Origin of the sequence: Salipiger marinus (assembly GCF_035481585.1) — a bacterium.
Taxonomy (GTDB): domain Bacteria; phylum Pseudomonadota; class Alphaproteobacteria; order Rhodobacterales; family Rhodobacteraceae; genus Salipiger; species Salipiger marinus.
Genome location: NZ_JAYKSL010000013.1, coordinates 55,300 through 73,350, shown reverse-complemented (window position 1 = coordinate 73,350; position 18,051 = coordinate 55,300). Strand labels below are relative to the sequence as shown.

Annotated in this window: 16 protein-coding genes; 8 read left to right on the top strand and 8 right to left on the bottom strand. The window is 68.1% G+C overall.

Annotated features, from left to right (window positions below; genetic code table 11):
• Nucleotides 1-154: 154 nt before the first annotated feature.
• Nucleotides 155-2,998 (top strand): Rne/Rng family ribonuclease, encoded by a 2,844-nt coding sequence (locus VK682_RS17070; RefSeq protein ID WP_324782266.1) that lies wholly within the window; start codon nucleotides 155-157, stop codon nucleotides 2,996-2,998.
• A 133-nt stretch (nucleotides 2,999-3,131) separates the two neighbouring features.
• Complete coding sequence (locus tag VK682_RS17065) at nucleotides 3,132-3,884, top strand: cytochrome c biogenesis CcdA family protein (RefSeq protein ID WP_089848586.1); 753 nt, start codon at nucleotides 3,132-3,134, stop codon at nucleotides 3,882-3,884.
• A 123-nt stretch (nucleotides 3,885-4,007) separates the two neighbouring features.
• Here VK682_RS17065 and VK682_RS17060 read toward each other — a convergent pair whose 3' ends face one another.
• From VK682_RS17060 to VK682_RS17050, 3 genes are all read right to left on the bottom strand, one after another.
• Nucleotides 4,008-4,913, bottom strand: coding sequence for a fructose bisphosphate aldolase (locus tag VK682_RS17060; protein ID WP_230797070.1), 906 nt, complete (start codon nucleotides 4,911-4,913; stop codon nucleotides 4,008-4,010).
• Nucleotides 4,914-5,014: 101 nt separating this feature from the next.
• Nucleotides 5,015-6,367 (bottom strand): cytochrome P450, encoded by a 1,353-nt coding sequence (locus tag VK682_RS17055; RefSeq protein WP_324782265.1) that lies wholly within the window; start codon nucleotides 6,365-6,367, stop codon nucleotides 5,015-5,017.
• Nucleotides 6,364-7,593 carry a hypothetical protein gene (locus tag VK682_RS17050; protein WP_324782264.1) on the bottom strand — a complete coding sequence of 410 codons (1,230 nt, stop codon included), beginning with the start codon at nucleotides 7,591-7,593 and terminating at the stop codon, nucleotides 6,364-6,366. The genes VK682_RS17055 and VK682_RS17050 overlap by 4 nt, the downstream gene beginning before the upstream one ends.
• Nucleotides 7,594-7,759: 166 nt before the next feature.
• Here VK682_RS17050 and cobA point away from each other — a divergent pair, with 166 nt between their 5' ends.
• The 5 genes from cobA to VK682_RS17025 all read left to right on the top strand — a co-directional run bounded on the left by cobA (nucleotide 7,760) and on the right by VK682_RS17025 (nucleotide 12,855).
• On the top strand, nucleotides 7,760-8,488 hold the full coding sequence (gene cobA, locus VK682_RS17045; RefSeq protein ID WP_089848594.1) for a uroporphyrinogen-III C-methyltransferase: 729 nt from the start codon (nucleotides 7,760-7,762) through the stop codon (nucleotides 8,486-8,488).
• Between the two features lie 78 nt (nucleotides 8,489-8,566).
• The gene (locus VK682_RS17040; RefSeq protein ID WP_089848596.1) at nucleotides 8,567-9,313 is read left to right on the top strand and encodes an ABC transporter permease; all 747 of its coding nucleotides are present in this window, start codon (nucleotides 8,567-8,569) and stop codon (nucleotides 9,311-9,313) included.
• A 94-nt stretch (nucleotides 9,314-9,407) separates the two neighbouring features.
• Nucleotides 9,408-10,397: an LLM class flavin-dependent oxidoreductase gene (locus tag VK682_RS17035; RefSeq protein ID WP_324782263.1), complete on the top strand. Its 990-nt coding sequence runs from the start codon at nucleotides 9,408-9,410 to the stop codon at nucleotides 10,395-10,397.
• Between the two features lie 63 nt (nucleotides 10,398-10,460).
• A complete protein-coding gene (locus VK682_RS17030; RefSeq protein WP_230797064.1) occupies nucleotides 10,461-11,816 on the top strand; it encodes a methyl-accepting chemotaxis protein in 1,356 nt (451 codons plus the stop codon).
• Nucleotides 11,817-12,681: 865 nt separating this feature from the next.
• Nucleotides 12,682-12,855 carry a DUF2256 domain-containing protein gene (locus VK682_RS17025; protein ID WP_230797109.1) on the top strand — a complete coding sequence of 58 codons (174 nt, stop codon included), beginning with the start codon at nucleotides 12,682-12,684 and terminating at the stop codon, nucleotides 12,853-12,855.
• Here the strand turns inward: VK682_RS17025 and VK682_RS17020 are convergent.
• Complete coding sequence (locus tag VK682_RS17020; protein WP_230797063.1) at nucleotides 12,840-14,351, bottom strand: class I adenylate-forming enzyme family protein; 1,512 nt, start codon at nucleotides 14,349-14,351, stop codon at nucleotides 12,840-12,842. The two genes, VK682_RS17025 and VK682_RS17020, sit on opposite strands and share 16 nt — an antisense overlap.
• 89 nt (nucleotides 14,352-14,440) lie before the next feature.
• Here VK682_RS17020 and VK682_RS17015 point away from each other — a divergent pair, with 89 nt between their 5' ends.
• Complete coding sequence (locus VK682_RS17015) at nucleotides 14,441-15,061, top strand: helix-turn-helix domain-containing protein (protein ID WP_230797062.1); 621 nt, start codon at nucleotides 14,441-14,443, stop codon at nucleotides 15,059-15,061.
• Between the two features lie 9 nt (nucleotides 15,062-15,070).
• Here VK682_RS17015 and VK682_RS17010 read toward each other — a convergent pair whose 3' ends face one another.
• The 4 genes from VK682_RS17010 to VK682_RS16995 are packed head-to-tail and all read right to left on the bottom strand — an operon-like array spanning nucleotide 15,071 to nucleotide 18,050.
• Nucleotides 15,071-15,307: a hypothetical protein gene (locus tag VK682_RS17010; protein ID WP_230797061.1), complete on the bottom strand. Its 237-nt coding sequence runs from the start codon at nucleotides 15,305-15,307 to the stop codon at nucleotides 15,071-15,073.
• 51 nt (nucleotides 15,308-15,358) lie between these two features.
• The gene (locus tag VK682_RS17005; protein WP_089848608.1) at nucleotides 15,359-16,648 is read right to left on the bottom strand and encodes a branched-chain amino acid ABC transporter permease; all 1,290 of its coding nucleotides are present in this window, start codon (nucleotides 16,646-16,648) and stop codon (nucleotides 15,359-15,361) included.
• On the bottom strand, nucleotides 16,645-17,655 hold the full coding sequence (locus VK682_RS17000) for a branched-chain amino acid ABC transporter permease (RefSeq protein ID WP_089848610.1): 1,011 nt from the start codon (nucleotides 17,653-17,655) through the stop codon (nucleotides 16,645-16,647). Before VK682_RS17000 ends, VK682_RS17005 begins: the two co-directional genes overlap by 4 nt.
• Nucleotides 17,655-18,050, bottom strand: a complete 396-nt coding sequence (locus tag VK682_RS16995; protein ID WP_324782262.1) for a hypothetical protein — start codon at nucleotides 18,048-18,050, stop codon at nucleotides 17,655-17,657. The genes VK682_RS17000 and VK682_RS16995 overlap by 1 nt, the downstream gene beginning before the upstream one ends.
• Nucleotide 18,051 lies beyond the last annotated feature (1 nt).

Below are 18,051 nucleotides of genomic sequence, written 5' to 3'. Positions count from 1 at the left end.
GAACCGCGATGAAGCGCGCGACGAGATACAGGCACCCGGCTGAAGACAGAGCGTCTTCCCGTGTCTGCGTGCCGCAACTCGCCCAGACAAGCCACGCCGCATCGCCCCCGGGTCCCGCGGGACCGGAGGCCCATGCGCCGTGCAGACGGATAACATGGCAAAGAAAATGCTCATCGACGCCACCCACGCGGAGGAAACCCGCGTCGTGGTGGTGGACGGAAACAAGGTCGAGGAATTCGATTTTGAATCGGAAAACAAGCGGCAGCTGGCAGGGAACATCTACCTTGCCAAGGTGACGCGGGTCGAGCCGTCGCTGCAGGCGGCTTTTGTGGATTACGGCGGCAACCGCCACGGCTTCCTCGCCTTTTCGGAAATTCACCCGGATTATTATCAGATCCCCGTGGCTGACCGTCAGGCGCTGATGGCCGAAGAGGCCGCCCTTGCCGCCGAGGCCGACGAGGAGGACGAGAAGTCCCGCTCCAAGCCGCAGCGTGGCCGCACCCGGCGTCCCGCCCGCAGCCGCAGCGCCGCCAAGGCCGAAAAGGCCGAGAGCGGCGACAAGACCGTGAGCGCCGAGGTCTCCGAGACCATCAGCGGCATGGAGACCATCGATCTGGAGACGGATGAGGCCGAAGCCTCGGCATCGCTGTCGGACAGCGAAGGCCTGTCGCCCATGGAGACGGTGGCCGAGGCCCCCGTGGCCGAGCCGCTGGATGACAGCGACGAGGCGCCCGCCGCCGGTGAGGCGCGCGGACCGCAGGACGATGCCGAAGAGGACGAGGGCGACGAGCCCCGCGCCGAGGACAGCATCGAATCCGTGGCCGATGATGACACCGAGGAAGACATTCGCCCGGCGCGCAAGCCGCGTCCGCGGAAATACAAGATTCAGGAAGTCATCAAGGTCCGCCAGATCATGCTGGTGCAGGTGGTCAAGGAAGAGCGTGGCAACAAGGGTGCCGCACTCACCACCTATCTGTCGCTGGCCGGGCGCTACTGCGTGCTGATGCCCAACACCGCACGCGGCGGCGGCATTTCGCGCAAGATCACCGTGGCCGCCGACCGCGCCAAGCTCAAGGAGATCGCGCAGTCCATCGACGTGCCGCGCGGCGCGGGGCTGATCATCCGGACGGCAGGCGCCAAGCGCACCAAGACCGAGATCAAGCGCGATTACGAATATCTGCAGCGGCTCTGGGAGCAGATCCGCGAACTGACGCTGAAATCCATAGCACCTGCGAAGATCTATGAAGAGGGCGACCTCATCAAGCGATCGATCCGCGATCTTTACAACCGCGACATCGACGAGGTTCTGGTGGAAGGCGAGCGCGGCTACCGCATCGCCAAGGACTTCATGAAGATGATCATGCCGTCCCATGCCAAGAACGTGAAGCATTACGTCGAAGGCATGCCGCTGTTCGCGCGCCATCAGGTGGAAAGCTATCTGTCGGGCATGTTCAACCCGGTGGTGCAGCTGAAATCCGGCGGCTACATCGTGATCGGCGTCACCGAGGCGCTGGTGGCGATCGACGTGAACTCCGGTCGCGCGACCAAGGAAGGCTCCATCGAGGAGACCGCGCTCAAGACCAACATGGAGGCTGCCGAAGAGGTGGCGCGCCAGCTGCGTCTGCGCGATCTCGCCGGGCTTATCGTCATCGACTTCATCGACATGGAGGAGCGCAAGAACAACGCCTCTGTCGAGAAGAAGCTGAAGGACAAGCTGAAGACCGACCGCGCCCGCATTCAGGTGGGCCGGATTTCCGGCTTTGGCCTGCTGGAGATGAGCCGCCAGCGGCTGCGTCCCGGCATGATCGAGGCGACGACCCAGCCCTGCACCGTCTGTCACGGCACCGGGCTGATCCGGTCGGATGACAACATGGCGCTGAACATCCTGCGCCAGATCGAGGAAGAGGGCGTGCGCCGCCGCTCGCGCGAGGTGCTGGTGAAATGCCCGGTGGGCATCGCCAACTACCTGATGAACCAGAAGCGCGAACATGTCGCCCAGATCGAGGCGCGTTACGGCATGGCCGTGCGCATCGAAGGCGACGTGCATCTGGTGTCGCCGGACTTCACCATGGAGAAGTTCAAGACCGCGACCCGTGCCGTGCCTGAGATGGTGACGCATGTGGTGTCGGTGGACACCACGCTGATGGATCAGGTCGACGAGGACGCGGCTGCCGAGGAAGAGGACGAGATCGAGGCGGAGGCCGAAGCCGACGTCGCGGCCCCGGCCGAGACCCAGCGCGCCGAGCCGGTCGAAGGCGACGAGGACGGCAAGCCGAAGAAGCGGCGTCGGCGTCGGCGGCGGTCGCGCTCCAAGGGCCGGGAGACCGGATCCGAGGGTGATGACAGCGATGACGACAGCGACAGCGACGACTCCGCCCGTGAGACGCCCGCGCAGCCGGTGACTGCCCCTGTGGACGCGGCCCCCGCCGAGGAGGCGCCCGCCGCCGCCGAGGCTGAGGCAGCGCCTGCCGAGACCGAGAAGCCGAAGCGGCGCACCCGTTCGCGCAGCCGCAAGAAGGTGGAGACGGTGACCGAGGAGGCTGCGGACGCGGCTCCCGAGGCGGCGCAAGCCGAAGCGCCCGCAGCGGCGGAAGTGGCGGAGCAGAGCCCGGTGATGACCGCGCTTCCTGACGAGCCGCCCGCGCCGATGCCGGTTGTCGAGCCTGAGGCCGAGGCGGCGCCCGCCGCAGAGCCCGTGGCAGCCGAGCCTGCCCCCGCGCCGCAGCCCGAAGTGGCGGCGGAGCCCGAGACCGCTGAACCGGCACCTGCTGCCGAGCCTGCGCCTGTTGCAGAGCCCGAGCTGGCCGCAGAGCCTGCGCCTGTCGCGGAACCTGCACCTGCTGCGGAGCCTGAAGCGGCAGCAGAGCCTGCGCCGGAGCCTGTGGCGGCTGAGGAGGGGTCTGACCCTGCGACTGCCGAAGACACCGAGGAGTCCGATGGGGACGGCTCGGAAGATGGCAAGCCCAAGCGGCGCGGCTGGTGGGCGATGAGCCGCTGAGCCCCGGCATGATATGACGACCCTGCGCCCCGGCCCTGTGCCGGGGCGTTTTTGCAGGTGGGGCAGGCGGCGGATACGGGGATGTGACCTTGCGCCGCGTGACGGCTGCGCCGGGATCGCCTAAAGGTTTGGCATGTTTGGAATCGAGATCATCGACGCGAGTCTGTTGCCCGCCATGGCCGTGGCCCTGCTGGGGGGGGTGATTTCCTTTCTCAGCCCCTGCGTGCTGCCCATCGTGCCGCCCTATCTGGCCTTCATGTCCGGGGTCAGCCTGTCAGAGATGCAGGCGGGCGGGCGGGCGCGGCTGCGCGCCTTTGTCACCGCGCTGTTCTTTGTCATGGGGCTGTCGACGGTCTTTCTGATCCTTGGCTTCACCGCCTCGTGGCTGGGCATGTTCTTTCTGCAGAATCAGGTGCTGCTGGCGCGGATCTCGGGCGTGGTGGTGATCGTGTTCGGCCTGCATTTCCTGCATGTCTTCCGCATTCCGTTTCTGGACCGCGAGGCGCGGATCGATACGGGCGACGCGGGCGGATCGGCTTTTGGCGCCTATCTGCTGGGGCTGGCTTTCGCCTTTGGCTGGACGCCCTGCATCGGGCCGCAGCTGGGGGCGATCCTGTCGCTGGCCGCCACCGAGGCTTCGGTGGCGCGCGGCACGCTGCTGCTGGGGGTTTACGCGCTGGGTCTGGGGCTGCCCTTCCTGCTGGCAGCGGTGTTTCTGAGCCGGGCCATGGGGCTGATGAACCGCATGAAGCGGCATATGGCCCTGATCGAGAAGGTCATGGGGCTGCTGCTGGTGGCGGTGGGGCTGATGCTGCTGACCGGCGCCTTCACCTCCTTTTCCTTCTGGCTGCTGGAGACCTTTCCGGCGCTTGGCGAGCTGGGCTGAGGCGCAGGCCGGGGCTCTGCCCCGGACCCCGGGATATTTCTGGTCAGAAGAAGCACAGGCACAAAAAGGCCCGGGCGCGCGCGGCGGCCGGGCCTTTGGTTTGTTCTGGGGCTGTTCAGCGGGTCAGAGCGAGGCCTGATAGATCTTGTCGATATTGCCGCCAAGCGCTGCGTTGAACTCTGCATCCGACTGCTGGCGGAACAGGCCTTCGGCCAGCGCGCGGCTGAAGGAGGCGATCATCCGGGGCTGACGCGCCAGCTTTTCGCAGGCATCGGCAGTGGAATAGCCGCCCGACAGCGCCACGACGCGGACCACGCGCGGGTGATCGGCAAGGCTGTCGTAAAGCCCGTCCTCGCTGGGGATGGTGAGCTTCAGCATCACGTCGCAGCCTTCGGGCAGGGCGTCGAGCGCGGCGGCGATCTCTGCCTTCAGCAGCGCTTCGGCTTCGGATTTGGTGGCGGAGTGGATGTCCACCTCCGGTTCGATGATCGGCACCAGACCGGCGGCGATCACCTGATGTGCCACCTCGAACTGCTGGGCGACCACGGCCTTGATGCCGTCGGCATTCGCCTCGTGGATCACCGAGCGTTCCTTGGTGCCGAAGATGCCGAAGGTGCCTGCGGCCTCGGCCAGCAGCGCGTCGAGCCCGGGCATCGGCTTCATCAGCTGCACGCCATCGGCCTTGTCTTCCAGACCCTTGTCGATTTTCAGGAAGGGCACGACGCCGCGCTTTTCCCACATGTACCGCGCCGAGGGGATGCCCTCGATCTCGGCCCGCATGGTGCGTTCGAACAGGATCGCGCCCAGCACCTTGGCGGAGGTGAAGTCCGGCGCGGTGATGATGCGGCTGCGCATCTTGTGGATCTCGCCATACATCTCGGCTTCGCCGGAATAGTCGCTTTCCTCGACGCCATAGAGCCGCAGCGCCTTGGGCGTGGACCCGCCCGACTGGTCGAGCGCCGCGATGAAACCTTTGCCGGTCGCCATCTGCTGCTTCTGCTGCGCAAACGTGGCCTTGTCCTGTGCCATGAGGAGTCCTTTTCCCATGCGGTGATCGTTCGCCTGAGGGATAGAGCAATCATGACGCGATGGGTAGATGGCGGAATCGCGTTTAACGCTAACGTCCGGCGCTAACGGCGATCGATGCGCAGCCAGATGCCGTCGCGGGCGCGCACGGTCAGGAAGGCCACCGGATCCGGGGTCCGCTCTGCCACCACGCTGAGCCGCAGATCGCGCAGGATGGCCGCCAGCAGCAGCACGCCTTCGGCCATGGCAAAGCTGGCGCCGGTGCAGACGCGCGGCCCGGCGGAGAAGGGCATATAGGCGGCGCGGGCCGAGGCGCGCCCGGCTTCGGTCTGCCAGCGCGCCGGATCGAAGCTGTCGGGATCGGACCAGAGCCGGTCATGCCGGTGCTGGTGCCACGGGCTGAGCACGACCTGCGCGCCGGGCCGGACGGCGCGGCCGCGAAAGGTTTCCGGCTGTGCCGCCTCGCGCACCATCATCGGCACCGGCGGGTAGAGCCGCAGCGTCTCGCGGAAGACATCGCGGGTCAGGCGCAGTTTCGACAGATCGGCCATGCCGGGGCGGTCGGGCAGGGCGCGCGCCTCGGCGGCAAGCTGCTCCTGCCAGTCGGGATGCGCGGCGAGCAGCCACAGCGCCCATGCCAGCGCCGAGGCGGAGGTTTCGTGCCCGGCCAGAAAGAAGATCGCCACCTGATCGACCATTTCGGCGGTGGTGAAGCGCTGTCCGGTCTCCGGATCGGCGGTGGTCATGATCTTGGTGGCCAGATCCTGCGGCGCGGTGCCCTTGGCGATCTGGTCCTGCCGCCTTGTGGTCAGGTCAGTGATCAGCGCGCGGATCCGCGCGGCAGAGGCGCTGGTGCCGCGCCGGTGCAGCCGGGGCATCCAGCGCGGCAGCGGCAGGAAGGCGGCAAGGTTCAGCAGCGGCTGGCTGCGCTGATAGGCGCGGAATTCGTGAAAGACCTGCTGCGCCAGCGCATCCTCGATCGGCAGGGAAAACAGCGTGCGGAAGATCACGTCGGCGGCGGCATGGCTGGTCTGTTCCTCCACCTCGACCGTGGATCCGGCATGGGCGGTCAGCCGGTCGCGGGCGGCGCAGGCGGCGTCCCACATGGCGGGCAGGCTGTCGCGCAGCCGTCCGCCTTCGAAGGCAGGGTCGATGATGCGGCGCTGGCGGGCCCAGACCTCGCCATTGGTCAGGAACACCGAATTGCCAAGCAGCGGGCGCAGGCCTTCGGCGATCCGGCTCGATTTGGGAAAATCGCGGGGGCGGTCCTTCAGCACCAGCTGCACCAGCGCCGGATCGTTCACCAGATAGGAGCGGAAGAAGGGCGTGCGGAATTCGGCCATCCACGCGCGGTAAAGCCGCTGCGGCTGCGCCGAGAGCAGATCCTGCCGGAAAAGCTTCATGTAGCGCCAGAGCGACACGCGGTCGGGGCGGGGCTTGGGCTTGGGCGGGATCATGCAGCGGTGGCGGTGAAGCGGTTGACCGGGGTTTCGATCCGGCTGGCCGAGGGCGGGCGCTGCGCGTAGCGGGCGGCCAGCGACAGCGGGCCTGCGGTGATGCGGAAGTAATCGTAATCCAGCGGCCGGTCGAAGGCGCAGAGATACTGGAAATGCAGCCGGAAGAAGCGCCAGCGCAGCGCCTTCCACCGTTCGGGGCTAAGGCTGCGGGTGAACTGCGCCGAAAACACCAGCGGCCAGCGTTTGCCGGGCGGCGCCACGCCCGACACCGCCACCGGATCGCAGAGCGCAAAGGCGCAGCCATCGCCGGGGGCGGTGACATCGATCCATGTCAGATCGGGCCGGGTGCTGAGAAAGGCCAGATCGGCGCGCAGCCGGTGCGCGTCGCGCAGGAAGGACACCATGGGCACCACCTGCCCGAGGCTGAGAAAGGCAAGCCTTGGACCATCGGCGGGCAGGGGTGTCTGCCGCAGCAGGTCGGCAAGGATCGACACCGCCAGATGCGCGCCGGAGGAATGGCCGACCACCAGCACCTCGTCCACGTCGCTGGCCAGCGCCGCCGCGATGGTGGCGCGGAACTCGGCCATGCGCGCCTCAAGCTCGGGCGGGTTGGCGCCGCGATGGCGCGCGGAATAGGCGTAATCATGCATCAGGTAATAGGCGAAGAAGCGGTTGTCATGGGCCTGACACCAGCGCAGCACGGCCCAGAGCGTGGCAAGCCCCAGCCCGGCCCCCAGCAGATCGGCGCCCCATCCCAGCACTGGCCGCGCCAGCCCCGCCAGCAGCAGCACGCCCCAGCCCGCCAGCACCGCCACGGCCAGCTGCGCCAGCAGCATCGCCACCGGATACAGCGCCGCGATCACCGGCCCCTTGCGCAGCCGCATCAGCCGGAAGAGCGCACCGGTGCCGATATATTCCCACGCGGTGCGCAGAAGCTGCAGATAGGTGGCGGGGATGGATCCGGACATGCTGTCGCGCACGATGTCGGACCAGACCAGCACCTCGATCTCGGCTTCGGTCTGCGCGCCCTCCATCACCGTCTGCACCTGCCAGCCATAGGGGCCGCGCGTGGTCTTGGGCTTCAGCGTCAGGGCATAACCCGACACGGCCGCCTGTGCCGCGCCTTCCTTGCGGTAAAGCTCGCGGTAGCGGCGCGGATGGATCGGATCATAGCCGGGGATGTAGACCACCCGCCGCCGCCGCACGTCCTGCTCTGTCGCGTCCATTGTCTGCCCTCTTGCCTTATCCTTGGCCTTAACCCTGTTTGAGGGCAAGACTGTGGCGAGTGTCTGGCGGGACTGGCTCTTGCGCCGCCCCCGCGCCGGGCTTAGCAGGGGGAACACCGCCGCGCCTGCCGCGTGGCATTCTGTCCCATCCGATGACGGGGGCCGCATGACCGGGTTCGTCAGTTTCGTGTCCAGCGGACCGGGAGATCCCGATCTGCTGACCGTCCGGGCGCTGAAGCGCCTGCAGCAGGCCGAGGCCGTGCTTTACGACGATCTGGCCTCTGGCCCGATCCTTGATCTGGCCCATCCGCAGGCGGAAATGATCGCCGTGGGCAAGCGCGCGGGCTGTCCCTCGCCCAAGCAGGAGGAGGTCAGCCGCCGTCTGGTGGAACAGGCCGGGATGGGGCGGCGCGTGGTGCGGCTCAAATCCGGGGATGCGGGCGTCTTTGGCCGTCTGGAGGAGGAGATCGCCGCCGTGACCGCAGCGGGTCTGCCCTTCGAGGTGGTGCCCGGCGTCACTTCCGCCGCTGCCGCTGCTGCTGCTGCGTCCATCCCGCTGACCCGGCGGCTGACCGCGCGGCGGCTGCAGTTCGTCACCGGCCATGACGTGACCGGCGCGCTGCCCGAGGCGATGAACCTTGCCGCCCTTGCCGATCCCGAAGCGGTGACGGCGGTCTATATGGGGCGGCGCACCTTTGCGGCGCTTGCCGCCCGGCTGATCGCGGCGGGGCTGCCGCCTGATACGCCCGCGCTGATGGCCGAAGAGGTGTCGAAGCCCGGCCAGCGCTTTGTCTCCGCCACCGTGGCGGATCTGGCCGAGGCGCTGCGCGAGGCGCCGTCGCGCGCGGTGGTGATGATCCTTTACGGCGCGCTGGCAGAGCCGCGCCTGCCCTGAGCGGCTGCGACCTTTGTCGGTGCGGCGCTGGCCCGCGCGACGCGGCAGAGTGGTGCGAGGCAGGGGAAAGGATCGCGGATGAAGGCACCCGCGCATGTGACCGCAATGTCGCTGCTTGCGCTGCTGGGGCTGTGGCTTGTCGCCGCCGCCTTTGCCGATCCCATGGTGCTGCCCGGCCCGGCCCGCGTCTGGGAGGTGCTGCTGCGCGAGGCGGGCAGCGGCAAGCTGTGGCTGCATCTGTCGATGACGCTGTGGCGGGTGCTGGCGGCCTTCGGGCTTGCCATGGTCGCGGGCTGCGCGCTGGGGCTGCTGCTGGGGCTGGCGCCGCGCGTCAACCGCTGGCTGGATCCGTGGGTGACGGTGCTGCTCAATCTGCCCGCGCTGGTCATCATCGTGCTCTGCTACCTCTGGATCGGCCTCAACGAGACGGCGGCGATCGTGGCGGTGTCGCTGAACAAGACCGCCATGGTCATCGTCACCATCCGCGAGGGCGTGCGCAGCATGGATCCCGCCGTGTCCGACATGGCGCGGGTCTATCGCATGTCGGGCCTTGCGCGGTTGCGCCATGTGATCTGGCCGCAGCTTGGGCCGTTTGTGGCCACCGCCACCCGCAACGGGCTGGCGGTGATCTGGAAAATCGTGCTGGTGGTCGAATTTCTGGGCCGCTCCAATGGCGTGGGGTTCCAGATCCACCTCTATTTCCAGATGTTCGACACCGCCGCCGTGCTGGCCTATGCGCTCAGCTTCACCGGGGTGATGCTGCTTTTGGAATATCTTGTCGTGCAGCCATGGGAACGGCGCGCCAGCGCGTGGCGCCACGCCTGAGCCTGCGCGGGGACGCAGCCCGGTCTGTGCGGCGCGGGGGGTGTCGCTGCCGCCTGCGGGTGCCTATATCAGCCTCCGACAAAGGAGATCCCCGATGACCGCCATCCGATACAGCCTGCTTGACCTGTCGCCCATTTCCGAAGGCGGCACCGCCGCCGAGGCGCTGGCGAACACCGTGGAGCTGGCCCGCCATGCCGAGGATCTGGGCTATAACCGCTTCTGGCTGGCCGAACATCACAACATGCCCGGCATCGCGTCTGCCGCCACCGCCGTGGTGATCGGGCAGGTCGCCGCCGCCACGCGGACGATCCGGGTGGGCGCGGGCGGCATCATGCTGCCCAACCATGCGCCGCTGATGATCGCCGAACAGTTCGGCACGCTGGCCACGCTGTTTCCGGGCCGCATCGATCTGGGTCTGGGCCGCGCGCCCGGGTCGGATCAGGTGACCGCCATGGCGCTGCGCCGCAACTTTTCCGGCCCCGACCGCTTTCCCGATGACGTGGTCGAACTGATCGGCTTCTTTCAGGATCCGCAAGCGGGGCAGGCGGTGCGCGCCATCCCCGGCGAGGGCACGCAGGTGCCGGTCTGGATGCTGGGCTCCTCGCTTTATGGCGCGCAGCTTGCGGCGCATCTGGGCCTGCCTTACGCCTTTGCCTCGCATTTCGCCCCCGACGCGCTGGAAGACGCCGCCGCCATCTACCGCCGCAACTTCCGCCCCGGCCTGACCGAAGCCCCGCATTTCATGCTGGCGCTGAATGTCTGGGCCGCCGATACCGAGGAAGAGGCGGTGCGCCTGCGCACCTCGCAGCAGCAGGGCTTCCTGAACCTGCGCCGCGGGCGGCCCGGCCCGCTGCCGAAACCTGTGGACGACATCCGCGAGGTGGCAAGCACGCCGGAGCTCGCCATGGTGGACCGCGCGCTGGCGGTGTCGGCCACCGGCACGCCGGGGCAGGTCGCCGACCAGATCGCCGGATGGGTGGACCGGCTGCGCCCGGACGAGCTGATCCTCACCGGCATGATCCACGATCCGCAGGCGCGGCGCCACAGTTTCCGGCTTGCGGCGGATGTGCTGCGCGCGGCTTAAACTCCTTTAAACCTCCCCGGGCGTATCACAGGGAATGCCTGTGCTGCGTTCGGGGAATCGCTGATGCTGTTTTTCGGGAAATCGAAGGTCAAACCTCCGGCGGATCTGTCCGGGGATGAAGCACTTTTGCAGATCCTCGACCGGACACAGGCGGTGATCCATTTCCGGCCTGACGGCACGATCCTGCAGGCGAATGACAATTTCCTGCGCGCGCTCGGCTATGCCGCGGCAGAGGTCGAGGGCCAGCATCACCGCATGTTCGTGCAGCGCGGCTATCGCGACTCCGCCGAATATGCCCAGTTCTGGGAGGATCTGCGCGCCGGCCAGTTCGTGACGGCGCAGTTTCCCCGCATCACCAAGGATGACCGGGTCATCTGGATCAGCGCCACCTATGCCCCGGTGCTGGATGCGCGCGGCAGCGTGGTGCGGGTGGCCAAGATCGCCACCGACATCACCAGCCAGCGCGAGATGATCAAGGATCTGGGCCGCGGGCTGGAGGCGCTGCGTCAGGGCGACCTGTCCTTCCGGGTCAGCCAGATCACCGATCCACATTTTTCCCAGCTTGGCACGGCCTATAATCTGGCCGTGGAAAATTTCGCCCGGCTGATCCTGCAGGTGCAGTCGGTCTCGGCGGCCATCGATCAGGTGGCGCAGGATATCGGCCTCACGTCGGAGGATCTGTCGCGGCGCACCGAAACGCAGGCCGCCACGCTGGAACAGACCGCCGCCGCAGTGGAGGAGTTGAACCAGAATGTCCGCTCCGCCGCCGAATATGCCGCCGAGGTCGGGCGGGAGGCGGAAGACACCAAAGCCGCCGCCGAAGGCAGCAACAAGGTGGTGGAGGATGTGATCGCCGCCATGAAACGGATCGAGACCTCGTCGGATTCCATCGGGCAGATCATCTCGGTCATCGATGACATCGCCTTCCAGACCAATCTGCTGGCGCTGAATGCCGGGGTGGAGGCGGCGCGGGCGGGCGAGGCCGGGCGCGGCTTTGCCGTGGTCGCCGCCGAAGTGCGCTCGCTGGCGCAGCGCTCGGCAGGATCGGCACAGGAGATCAAGGCGCTGATCGTGCAGAGCAGCCAGCATGTCAAATACGGCGTCGATCTGGTGGGCAGCGCCAGTGGCGAGCTGGGCAACATCTTTCAGGGGGTGGAGCGGATCTCGGGCCGCATCCGCGAAGTGGCCCGCGGCATCGGCGAACAGACCCTCACGCTGGGAGAGATCAACACCGCGATTTCGCATCTGGATCACGTCACCCAGAAAAACGCGGCGATGGTCAACAAGACAAGCGATGCCACGCGCGAGCTGGCTTCGAACAGCCGGACCCTTGCCGAAGGCGTGCGCGTGTTCCGGGTGGACGGGATCCCTCTCGGCCGCGACGGCCCCACGCACATGCCACAGGTCTCCGCCGCCTGAGCGGGGTGCTGGCTGTCCCAATGGCACTGCATCCACCGGGGGCTGAGTTCCCAAGCCCTGGCAGCGAAAGCCTGATCCCCGCAGTGTCCCGGTCGCCGAGTGATGCTGGCGCGGCGCAGGTCCGTCCCGTGGAGCGTCCCCCTCCGGTGGGCACAAAGCGCTGGCGCGGCGCGGTGCAGCGTCCCGGCTCCGGGTGGCACGAGGCGCTGGTGCTGCGCAGTGCAGCGTCCCCGCTCCGGGTGGCACGAGGCGCTGGTGCTGCGCGGTGCAGCGTCCCCCTCCGGTGTTCACACGGCGCTTGCGCCTCAGTGGCGCCCCGGATGGGTCGCGCGGCGCGGGGGTTTTCTTGCCCAAGCACGCTTCCGGTCATGGCGCTGGCCCACTGGCCATTGTGTTGGTCCGGCGACCTGCGAGCCCTGCGCTTTCCCTGTCCGGGCAGAGAACCCGCCTCAGGTGTCTGGTGGACCCAAAAGAGCAGCGTATAGCGCCCCGCACGGCACCTGCCTCTCTACCCGGTCAGGCACAGGCCGGCAGCACCCGCGGGATCGTCACGACGAAGGGGCGAACCCCCGCGTCGGAGCGCTGACCGTCGAGCTATAGCAGGGCCGACGGCGGGAAGGGCGAGCCACAAACACGGCGGATTTTGCCGATCGCCCCCTGCCACAGGGCAGCCGTTCCGGGGCAAGGGCGCGAGGGACGCCGTGGCTTCTGCCGGAAAGCCCCCCCGTCTGTTTCCGCCCGAGCGTGTCTGCAGTTTCCCTGACCGCGCCACGCCCGCCATGGCATCAGCATGGTGCGGCGCGGTGGGGCTCTTGACGTGGCCATGGCGCGTGCCATCTCTGGCCGGACCGACGCGGAGGCTGCCATGGCGCGCATGCGCAAGAAATCCGATCTGCCGCAGAAGATCTGTGCCTGCTGCGGCCTGCCGTTCAGCTGGCGCAAGAAATGGGCGCGCGACTGGGAACAGGTGCGCTTCTGCTCTGACCGCTGCCGCGCGCAGGGCCGTCGGGCCGGCGGGCGGGATCAGGACAGCGCGTGATCCTGCAGCGCACGGCGTCGCAGCTTGCCATTTGCGTTGCGCGGCAGCGTCTCCACCCGGATCCACGCGCGCGGCTGCTTGTAGCGGGCGAGCCGCTCTGCCGCCGCCTGCGCCAGCGCGGCCTCGTCCAGCGGCAGGGCAGAGATGCAGAAGGCCGCGATCACCCGCACGCCTTCCCTGACCTGCAGCTCTGTCACCGCCAGTTCGGTGATCCCCGGCAGACCGGCCAGCGCGGTTTCCACCTCCAGCGGCGAGACGCGGTAGCCGCCTGCGGTCATCATGTCATCCTCGCGGCCCAGATAGGTGACGGCGCCCTCGTCCGACATGCTGCCCAGATCGCCGGTCAGGAACCAGTCGCCCGCCATGCCCGCCGCCGTCGCCTCTGGCGCGTTGAGATAGCCCAGCATCAGCCCCGGATCGCTGCGCGCGATGGCGATGAGGCCGGGCTCTCCGCGCGGCACCGGCCTGTGATCGGGGCCAAGGATCGCCACGCGGCGCCCGGCCTGCGCAAAGCCCAAGGCGCCTTCGGGCGCGGGCCGGTCGGGCGCGCCGGAGAGGAAAGTGGAACATTCCGACATGCCGAAGGCTTCGTGGATCTGCGTGCCGGTGGCCTGTTCCCATGCGGCGCGCAGCGGAGCGGGAAGCTTCTCCCCCGCCGCGAGCCCATGCCGCAGCTTCGGCAGCGCGGGAAGCGGGAACTTCAGCAGCTGGCGATAAACACCCGGAACGGCTGCAAAAATCGTCGCGTCATTGCGTTTCATCAGCAGGGCGAGCTGCGCCGGATCGATGCCGGTGGCGGGGAACAGCGCGGTGGCACCGCGCGTCCACGGATCCATCAGCCCGGTGCCCAGCGTGAAGGTCCAGTTGAACGCCCCCGCATGCAGCAGCCGGTCTTCGGGGCGCAGGCCGGTCCAGCCCTCCATCATCATCTGGCGTGCCCAGATGGCGCGATGCGCATGGGCCACGGCGCGGGGCTGGCCCGAGGTGCCGGAGGTGAAGACCAGATAGGCCAGCCGGTCGGGATCGCCCATGGCATAGGGGGCGGCGGGCAGATCGCGCCATGGCAGATAGGTGTCGGGGCCGAAGACGGGCAGGCCAAGGTCGGGGCAGGCCACCTGCGGCGCGCGCAGCACGGCGGCGGGGCTGATCTCTGCCACCATCTTCGCCACTTCCGGCGCGGTCAGCTGTGCCGAGGTCGGCACCGGCACGATCCCTGCCGCGATGGCGCCCAGATAGGCGATCGGGAAATCCACCGTATCCCCCAGCCGCAGCAGCAGGATGTCGCCCGGGCTCAGCCCGGCCTGCAGCAGCCCCGCCGCCGTGCCGCGCACGGCAGCGATCAGCCTCGCATAGGACCAGCGTTCGGCACCGGTGAGGCGCAGGATGGCCAGCGCCACCTTGTCGGGGGTGGCGGCACCAGCCGCCAGAACATGCGCGGCCAGATTGAACGGTTCGGGGCAGGGCGCAAAGGCGCCTTCATCGCTGATCGACAACATGACCGCCGGGATAAGCGGGCGGCCCCTGCTCTGGCAAGGGCCACCTGCGCCGCAGTTGCAAGCGCCCCGAGCCAGCGCTATGGCGAAGCATGACTCGCGATCCGCAGACCCTGATCCGCATCGCCCGGGACACCGGGCAGGAGCAAGTGCCAGAACCGCTGGATCTGGGCCTGCGCGTGCGGGAATTGCGCAAGGCGCGGGACTGGACGCTGGAACAGGCCGCGAAACAGGCGGGGCTGGCGCGCTCGACCCTGTCGAAGATCGAGAATGGCCAGATGTCGCCCACCTATGAGGCGCTGAAGAAGCTGGCGGTGGGTCTGGGCATTTCCGTGCCGCAGCTTTTCACCCCGCCCAAGCGCGACCAGATTTCGGGGCGGATGGTGCATGTGCGCGACGGCGCCGGAGTGCGGCAGGTCACCACCACCTATGAACACGAGCTTCTGGCCGAAAGCCTGACCCGCAAGAAGATGCTGCCCTATCGTGCGCGGGTGCGGGCGCGGTCGATGGAAGAGTTCGACGGCTGGATCCGCCATGACGGCGAGGAATATCTTTATGTGCTGACCGGGGTCATCCGGCTTTACACCGAATTTTACGAACCCCTGGAGATGCGGCGCGGCGACAGCGCCTATTACGACGCGACCATGGGGCATAACGTGATCTCGCTGAGCCCCGAGGATGCGACGATCCTCTGGGTCACCTCGCTAGGCTGAGCCCCAAGGCTAGAGCCCGGCGGGGGTGCCGCCGCGCAGGGTCTGCGCAAACAGCCAGTCATCCAGTTCGCGCCGCGCCTCCCTGCGGGTCAGGTCGTGGCGTTCGGCCAGATGCGCCACCAGCCGGGCGCGGTCGGGCGGCTGCCTGCGCAGCCGCTCCGTATCAAGATTGGGAAAGCGCGCGCGCAGGGTGTCCAGCGCGCGGCTCCAGTTCCGGGTAAGGTCGTGCCATGTCAGGTGTCTCATGCCAGCGCAACGCAGGGATCGGTCGGGGGTTCCCGCCGATGCGCGACAGTCTCAGCGCTCCGGCAGCAGACCGCGCGGGGCAAAGCGCAGCACCAGCAGCAGGATCACCCCCATGGTCAGCAGCCGCATGTGCTGCACGCTGTCCAGCAGATGCGCCTTGAGCCACGAACCATCCGCCATGCCCGCCGTCAGCACCGCCATCAGCGCCTGCCCGATCGGTTCGACCTGCACCCACAGGAACCAGATCAGGAACCCGCCCAGCACCGCGCCAAAATTGTTGCCCGACCCGCCGACGATCACCATGACCCAGATCAGGAAGGTGTAGCGCAGCGGCTGGTAGGTGCCCGGGGTCAGCTGCCCGTCCAGCGTGGTCATCATCGCCCCGGCAATGCCGCAAAGCGCCGATCCAAGGATGAAGATCTGCAGATGCCGGGCGGTCACGTCCTTGCCCATGGCGCGGGCGGCGGTCTCGTTGTCGCGGATGGCGCGCATCATCCGGCCCCATGGCGAGTTCAGCGCCAGCTGCGCCAGCACCAGCAGCAGGACCAGCACCGCCGCGAACAGCAGGCCATAGCCCAGCTTCACCGTCAGCGTCGAGGCGGTGGTGGGGTCGATCCCCAGATCCGCCGCGCGGGCGACAAAGCCCGGATCCTGCTGCAGGTCGATCTCGTAGGGCACGGGCCGGGGCAGGCCGGTCACGTTCTTGACGCCGCGCGCCAGCCAGTCCTCGTTCTTGAGCACGGCGATGATGATCTCGGCGATGCCCAGCGTGGCGATGGCAAGATAGTCGGACCGCAGCCCCAGCGCGGTCTTGCCGATGGCCCAGGCCACGGCGGCGGCCAGCAGCCCGCCCACCGGCCATGCCAGCAGCACCGGCAGGCCGAGCCCGCCCAGATAGCCGGTGGCGGCGGGGTTCACCGCCTCCACCGCGGTGGCGGCAGGATCAAACAGCGCGCGATAGACGAAGAACCCGGCGACGAGCAGCGCCGCCACCCCCCAGCCGCGCAGCCGCTTCGGCAGGCGCCGCCAGACCAGCACCGCGCCCGCGATCACCGCCACGCCACATCCCAGCGCCGCCAGCAGCCGCGGGCCGCCTGCGGCCCATGCCTCGGGCACCGGCGCGGTGGAGGTCAGCACCACGGCGAGCCCGCCAAGCGCCACAAAGCCCATGACGCCCACGTTGAAAAGCCCGGCCAGCCCCCATTGCAGGTTGACCCCCAGCGCCATCACCGCGCTGACCAGCCCCATGTTCAGGATCAGCAGCGCCGAATTCCAGCTTTGCAGCAGCCCGGTGCCAAGGATCAGCGCCGCCACCAGCGCAAACAGGGCAAGCGTTCTCATACCGATTTCCCCCTGAAAAGCCCGGTGGGGCGGAACAGCAGCACGATCACCAGAATGACGAAGCTGACCGCGAATTTGTAATCCGTGCCCATGAGCTGCAGCAGCCCCTCGGGGGCAAGGCTCTCGGGCAGAAGGTAGGTCGCGACCTTTTTCCACGCATAGGTCAGCCCCACCTCGGAAAAGGCGATGACGAAGCCGCCCGCGATCGCCCCCAGCGGGCTGCCAAGCCCGCCGACGATGGCCGCGGCAAAGACCGGCAGCAGCAGCTGGAAATAGGTGAAGGGCTTGAAGCTTTTGTCGAGCCCGTAAAGCACCCCCGCCACGGTGGCGAGTGCGGCGACGATGATCCATGTCACCAGCACCACCCGTTCGGGATTGATCCCCGACAGCAGCGCCAGATCCTCGTTATCGGCATAGGCGCGCATGGATTTGCCGGTGCGGGTATGGGTCAGGAACCAGAACAGCAGCGCCACCACCAGCACCGCCGTCACCACGGTCAGCACCTGCGTGCTGCGCAGCGCCAGCCCCTCGGCAAGGCCGGTCATCTCGCGGAAATCGCGGGCATTGATGACGAAGCGCTCGCCATCGGCGAAATTCTGGTCATCGGGGCCGATCACGAAGCGTGTCAGCCCGTTATAGATGAACATCACCCCCATGGAGACGATGACAAGGATCACCGGCTTGGCCTTCTGCGCGCGGTAGAAGCGATAAACCATGCGGTCGGTGGCCAGCACCAGCAGTGCCGCGCCCAGAATGCCCGCAGGCAGCGCCAGCAGCGCGGTGGGCAGCGGCCCCAGCGTGATCCCCGCCGCCTGCAGCCCCCATGTGGCCAGAATGGTGCACATGGTGCCCCAGGCCATGGTGTCGCCATGGGCGAAGTTGGAAAAGCGCAGGATGCCGTAGACCAGCGTCACCCCCAGCGCCCCCAGCGCCAGCTGGCTGCCATAGGCCACCGCCGGGATCAGCACGAAATTGGCAAGCGCGACAAGCGCGTTCAGAACATCCATCAGGGCAGAATCCCGCAGCTCAGAAAGTCGATCTCGGGGGCAGCGCCCCCCGCGGCCTGACGCAGATAAAGCGCCGTGGTCTCGCTGCTCAGCACCAGCGTGTGGCGCGCGCCCCCGGGCAGGGTCCAGAGGAAGGGCCCGGCAAAGGAGACGCCCTGTCCCTCGCCCTGCGCCGCGCCGTCATGCCCTATGGCATAGCCGCCCGCCCCTTGCGCATCGACGCCAAGCGGCGCCAGCGTGAAGGCGACCGCCCCCTCCGCCGCCGTGCAGGCGCCCGCGCCGTCACAGCGGCTGAGCCGCGTGCAGGACAGCTCCAGCCGCGCGCCCTCTGCCGCCGCCATGGCGGGCAGCAGCAGCGCCAGCAGCCCCGCCCAAGCCCTTGCAGATGTGACCATC

What these genes read in the sequence shown, in the direction of transcription:
- VK682_RS17050 (WP_324782264.1), bottom strand. Translation starts at nt 7,593, where the DNA reads ATGGACGCGACAGAGCAGGACGTGCGGCGGCGGCGGGTGGTCTACATC.
- VK682_RS17005 (WP_089848608.1), bottom strand. Translation starts at nt 16,648, where the DNA reads ATGAGAACGCTTGCCCTGTTTGCGCTGGTGGCGGCGCTGATCCTTGGC.
- VK682_RS17030 (WP_230797064.1), top strand. Translation starts at nt 10,461, where the DNA reads ATGCTGTTTTTCGGGAAATCGAAGGTCAAACCTCCGGCGGATCTGTCC.
- VK682_RS17000 (WP_089848610.1), bottom strand. Translation starts at nt 17,655, where the DNA reads ATGGATGTTCTGAACGCGCTTGTCGCGCTTGCCAATTTCGTGCTGATC.
- VK682_RS17025 (WP_230797109.1), top strand. Translation starts at nt 12,682, where the DNA reads ATGGCGCGCATGCGCAAGAAATCCGATCTGCCGCAGAAGATCTGTGCC.
- cobA (WP_089848594.1), top strand. Translation starts at nt 7,760, where the DNA reads ATGACCGGGTTCGTCAGTTTCGTGTCCAGCGGACCGGGAGATCCCGAT.
- VK682_RS17070 (WP_324782266.1), top strand. Translation starts at nt 155, where the DNA reads ATGGCAAAGAAAATGCTCATCGACGCCACCCACGCGGAGGAAACCCGC.
- VK682_RS17015 (WP_230797062.1), top strand. Translation starts at nt 14,441, where the DNA reads ATGACTCGCGATCCGCAGACCCTGATCCGCATCGCCCGGGACACCGGG.
- VK682_RS17020 (WP_230797063.1), bottom strand. Translation starts at nt 14,351, where the DNA reads ATGTTGTCGATCAGCGATGAAGGCGCCTTTGCGCCCTGCCCCGAACCG.
- VK682_RS16995 (WP_324782262.1), bottom strand. Translation starts at nt 18,050, where the DNA reads ATGGTCACATCTGCAAGGGCTTGGGCGGGGCTGCTGGCGCTGCTGCTG.
- VK682_RS17035 (WP_324782263.1), top strand. Translation starts at nt 9,408, where the DNA reads ATGACCGCCATCCGATACAGCCTGCTTGACCTGTCGCCCATTTCCGAA.
- VK682_RS17065 (WP_089848586.1), top strand. Translation starts at nt 3,132, where the DNA reads ATGTTTGGAATCGAGATCATCGACGCGAGTCTGTTGCCCGCCATGGCC.
- VK682_RS17010 (WP_230797061.1), bottom strand. Translation starts at nt 15,307, where the DNA reads ATGAGACACCTGACATGGCACGACCTTACCCGGAACTGGAGCCGCGCG.
- VK682_RS17060 (WP_230797070.1), bottom strand. Translation starts at nt 4,913, where the DNA reads ATGGCACAGGACAAGGCCACGTTTGCGCAGCAGAAGCAGCAGATGGCG.
- VK682_RS17055 (WP_324782265.1), bottom strand. Translation starts at nt 6,367, where the DNA reads ATGATCCCGCCCAAGCCCAAGCCCCGCCCCGACCGCGTGTCGCTCTGG.
- VK682_RS17040 (WP_089848596.1), top strand. Translation starts at nt 8,567, where the DNA reads ATGAAGGCACCCGCGCATGTGACCGCAATGTCGCTGCTTGCGCTGCTG.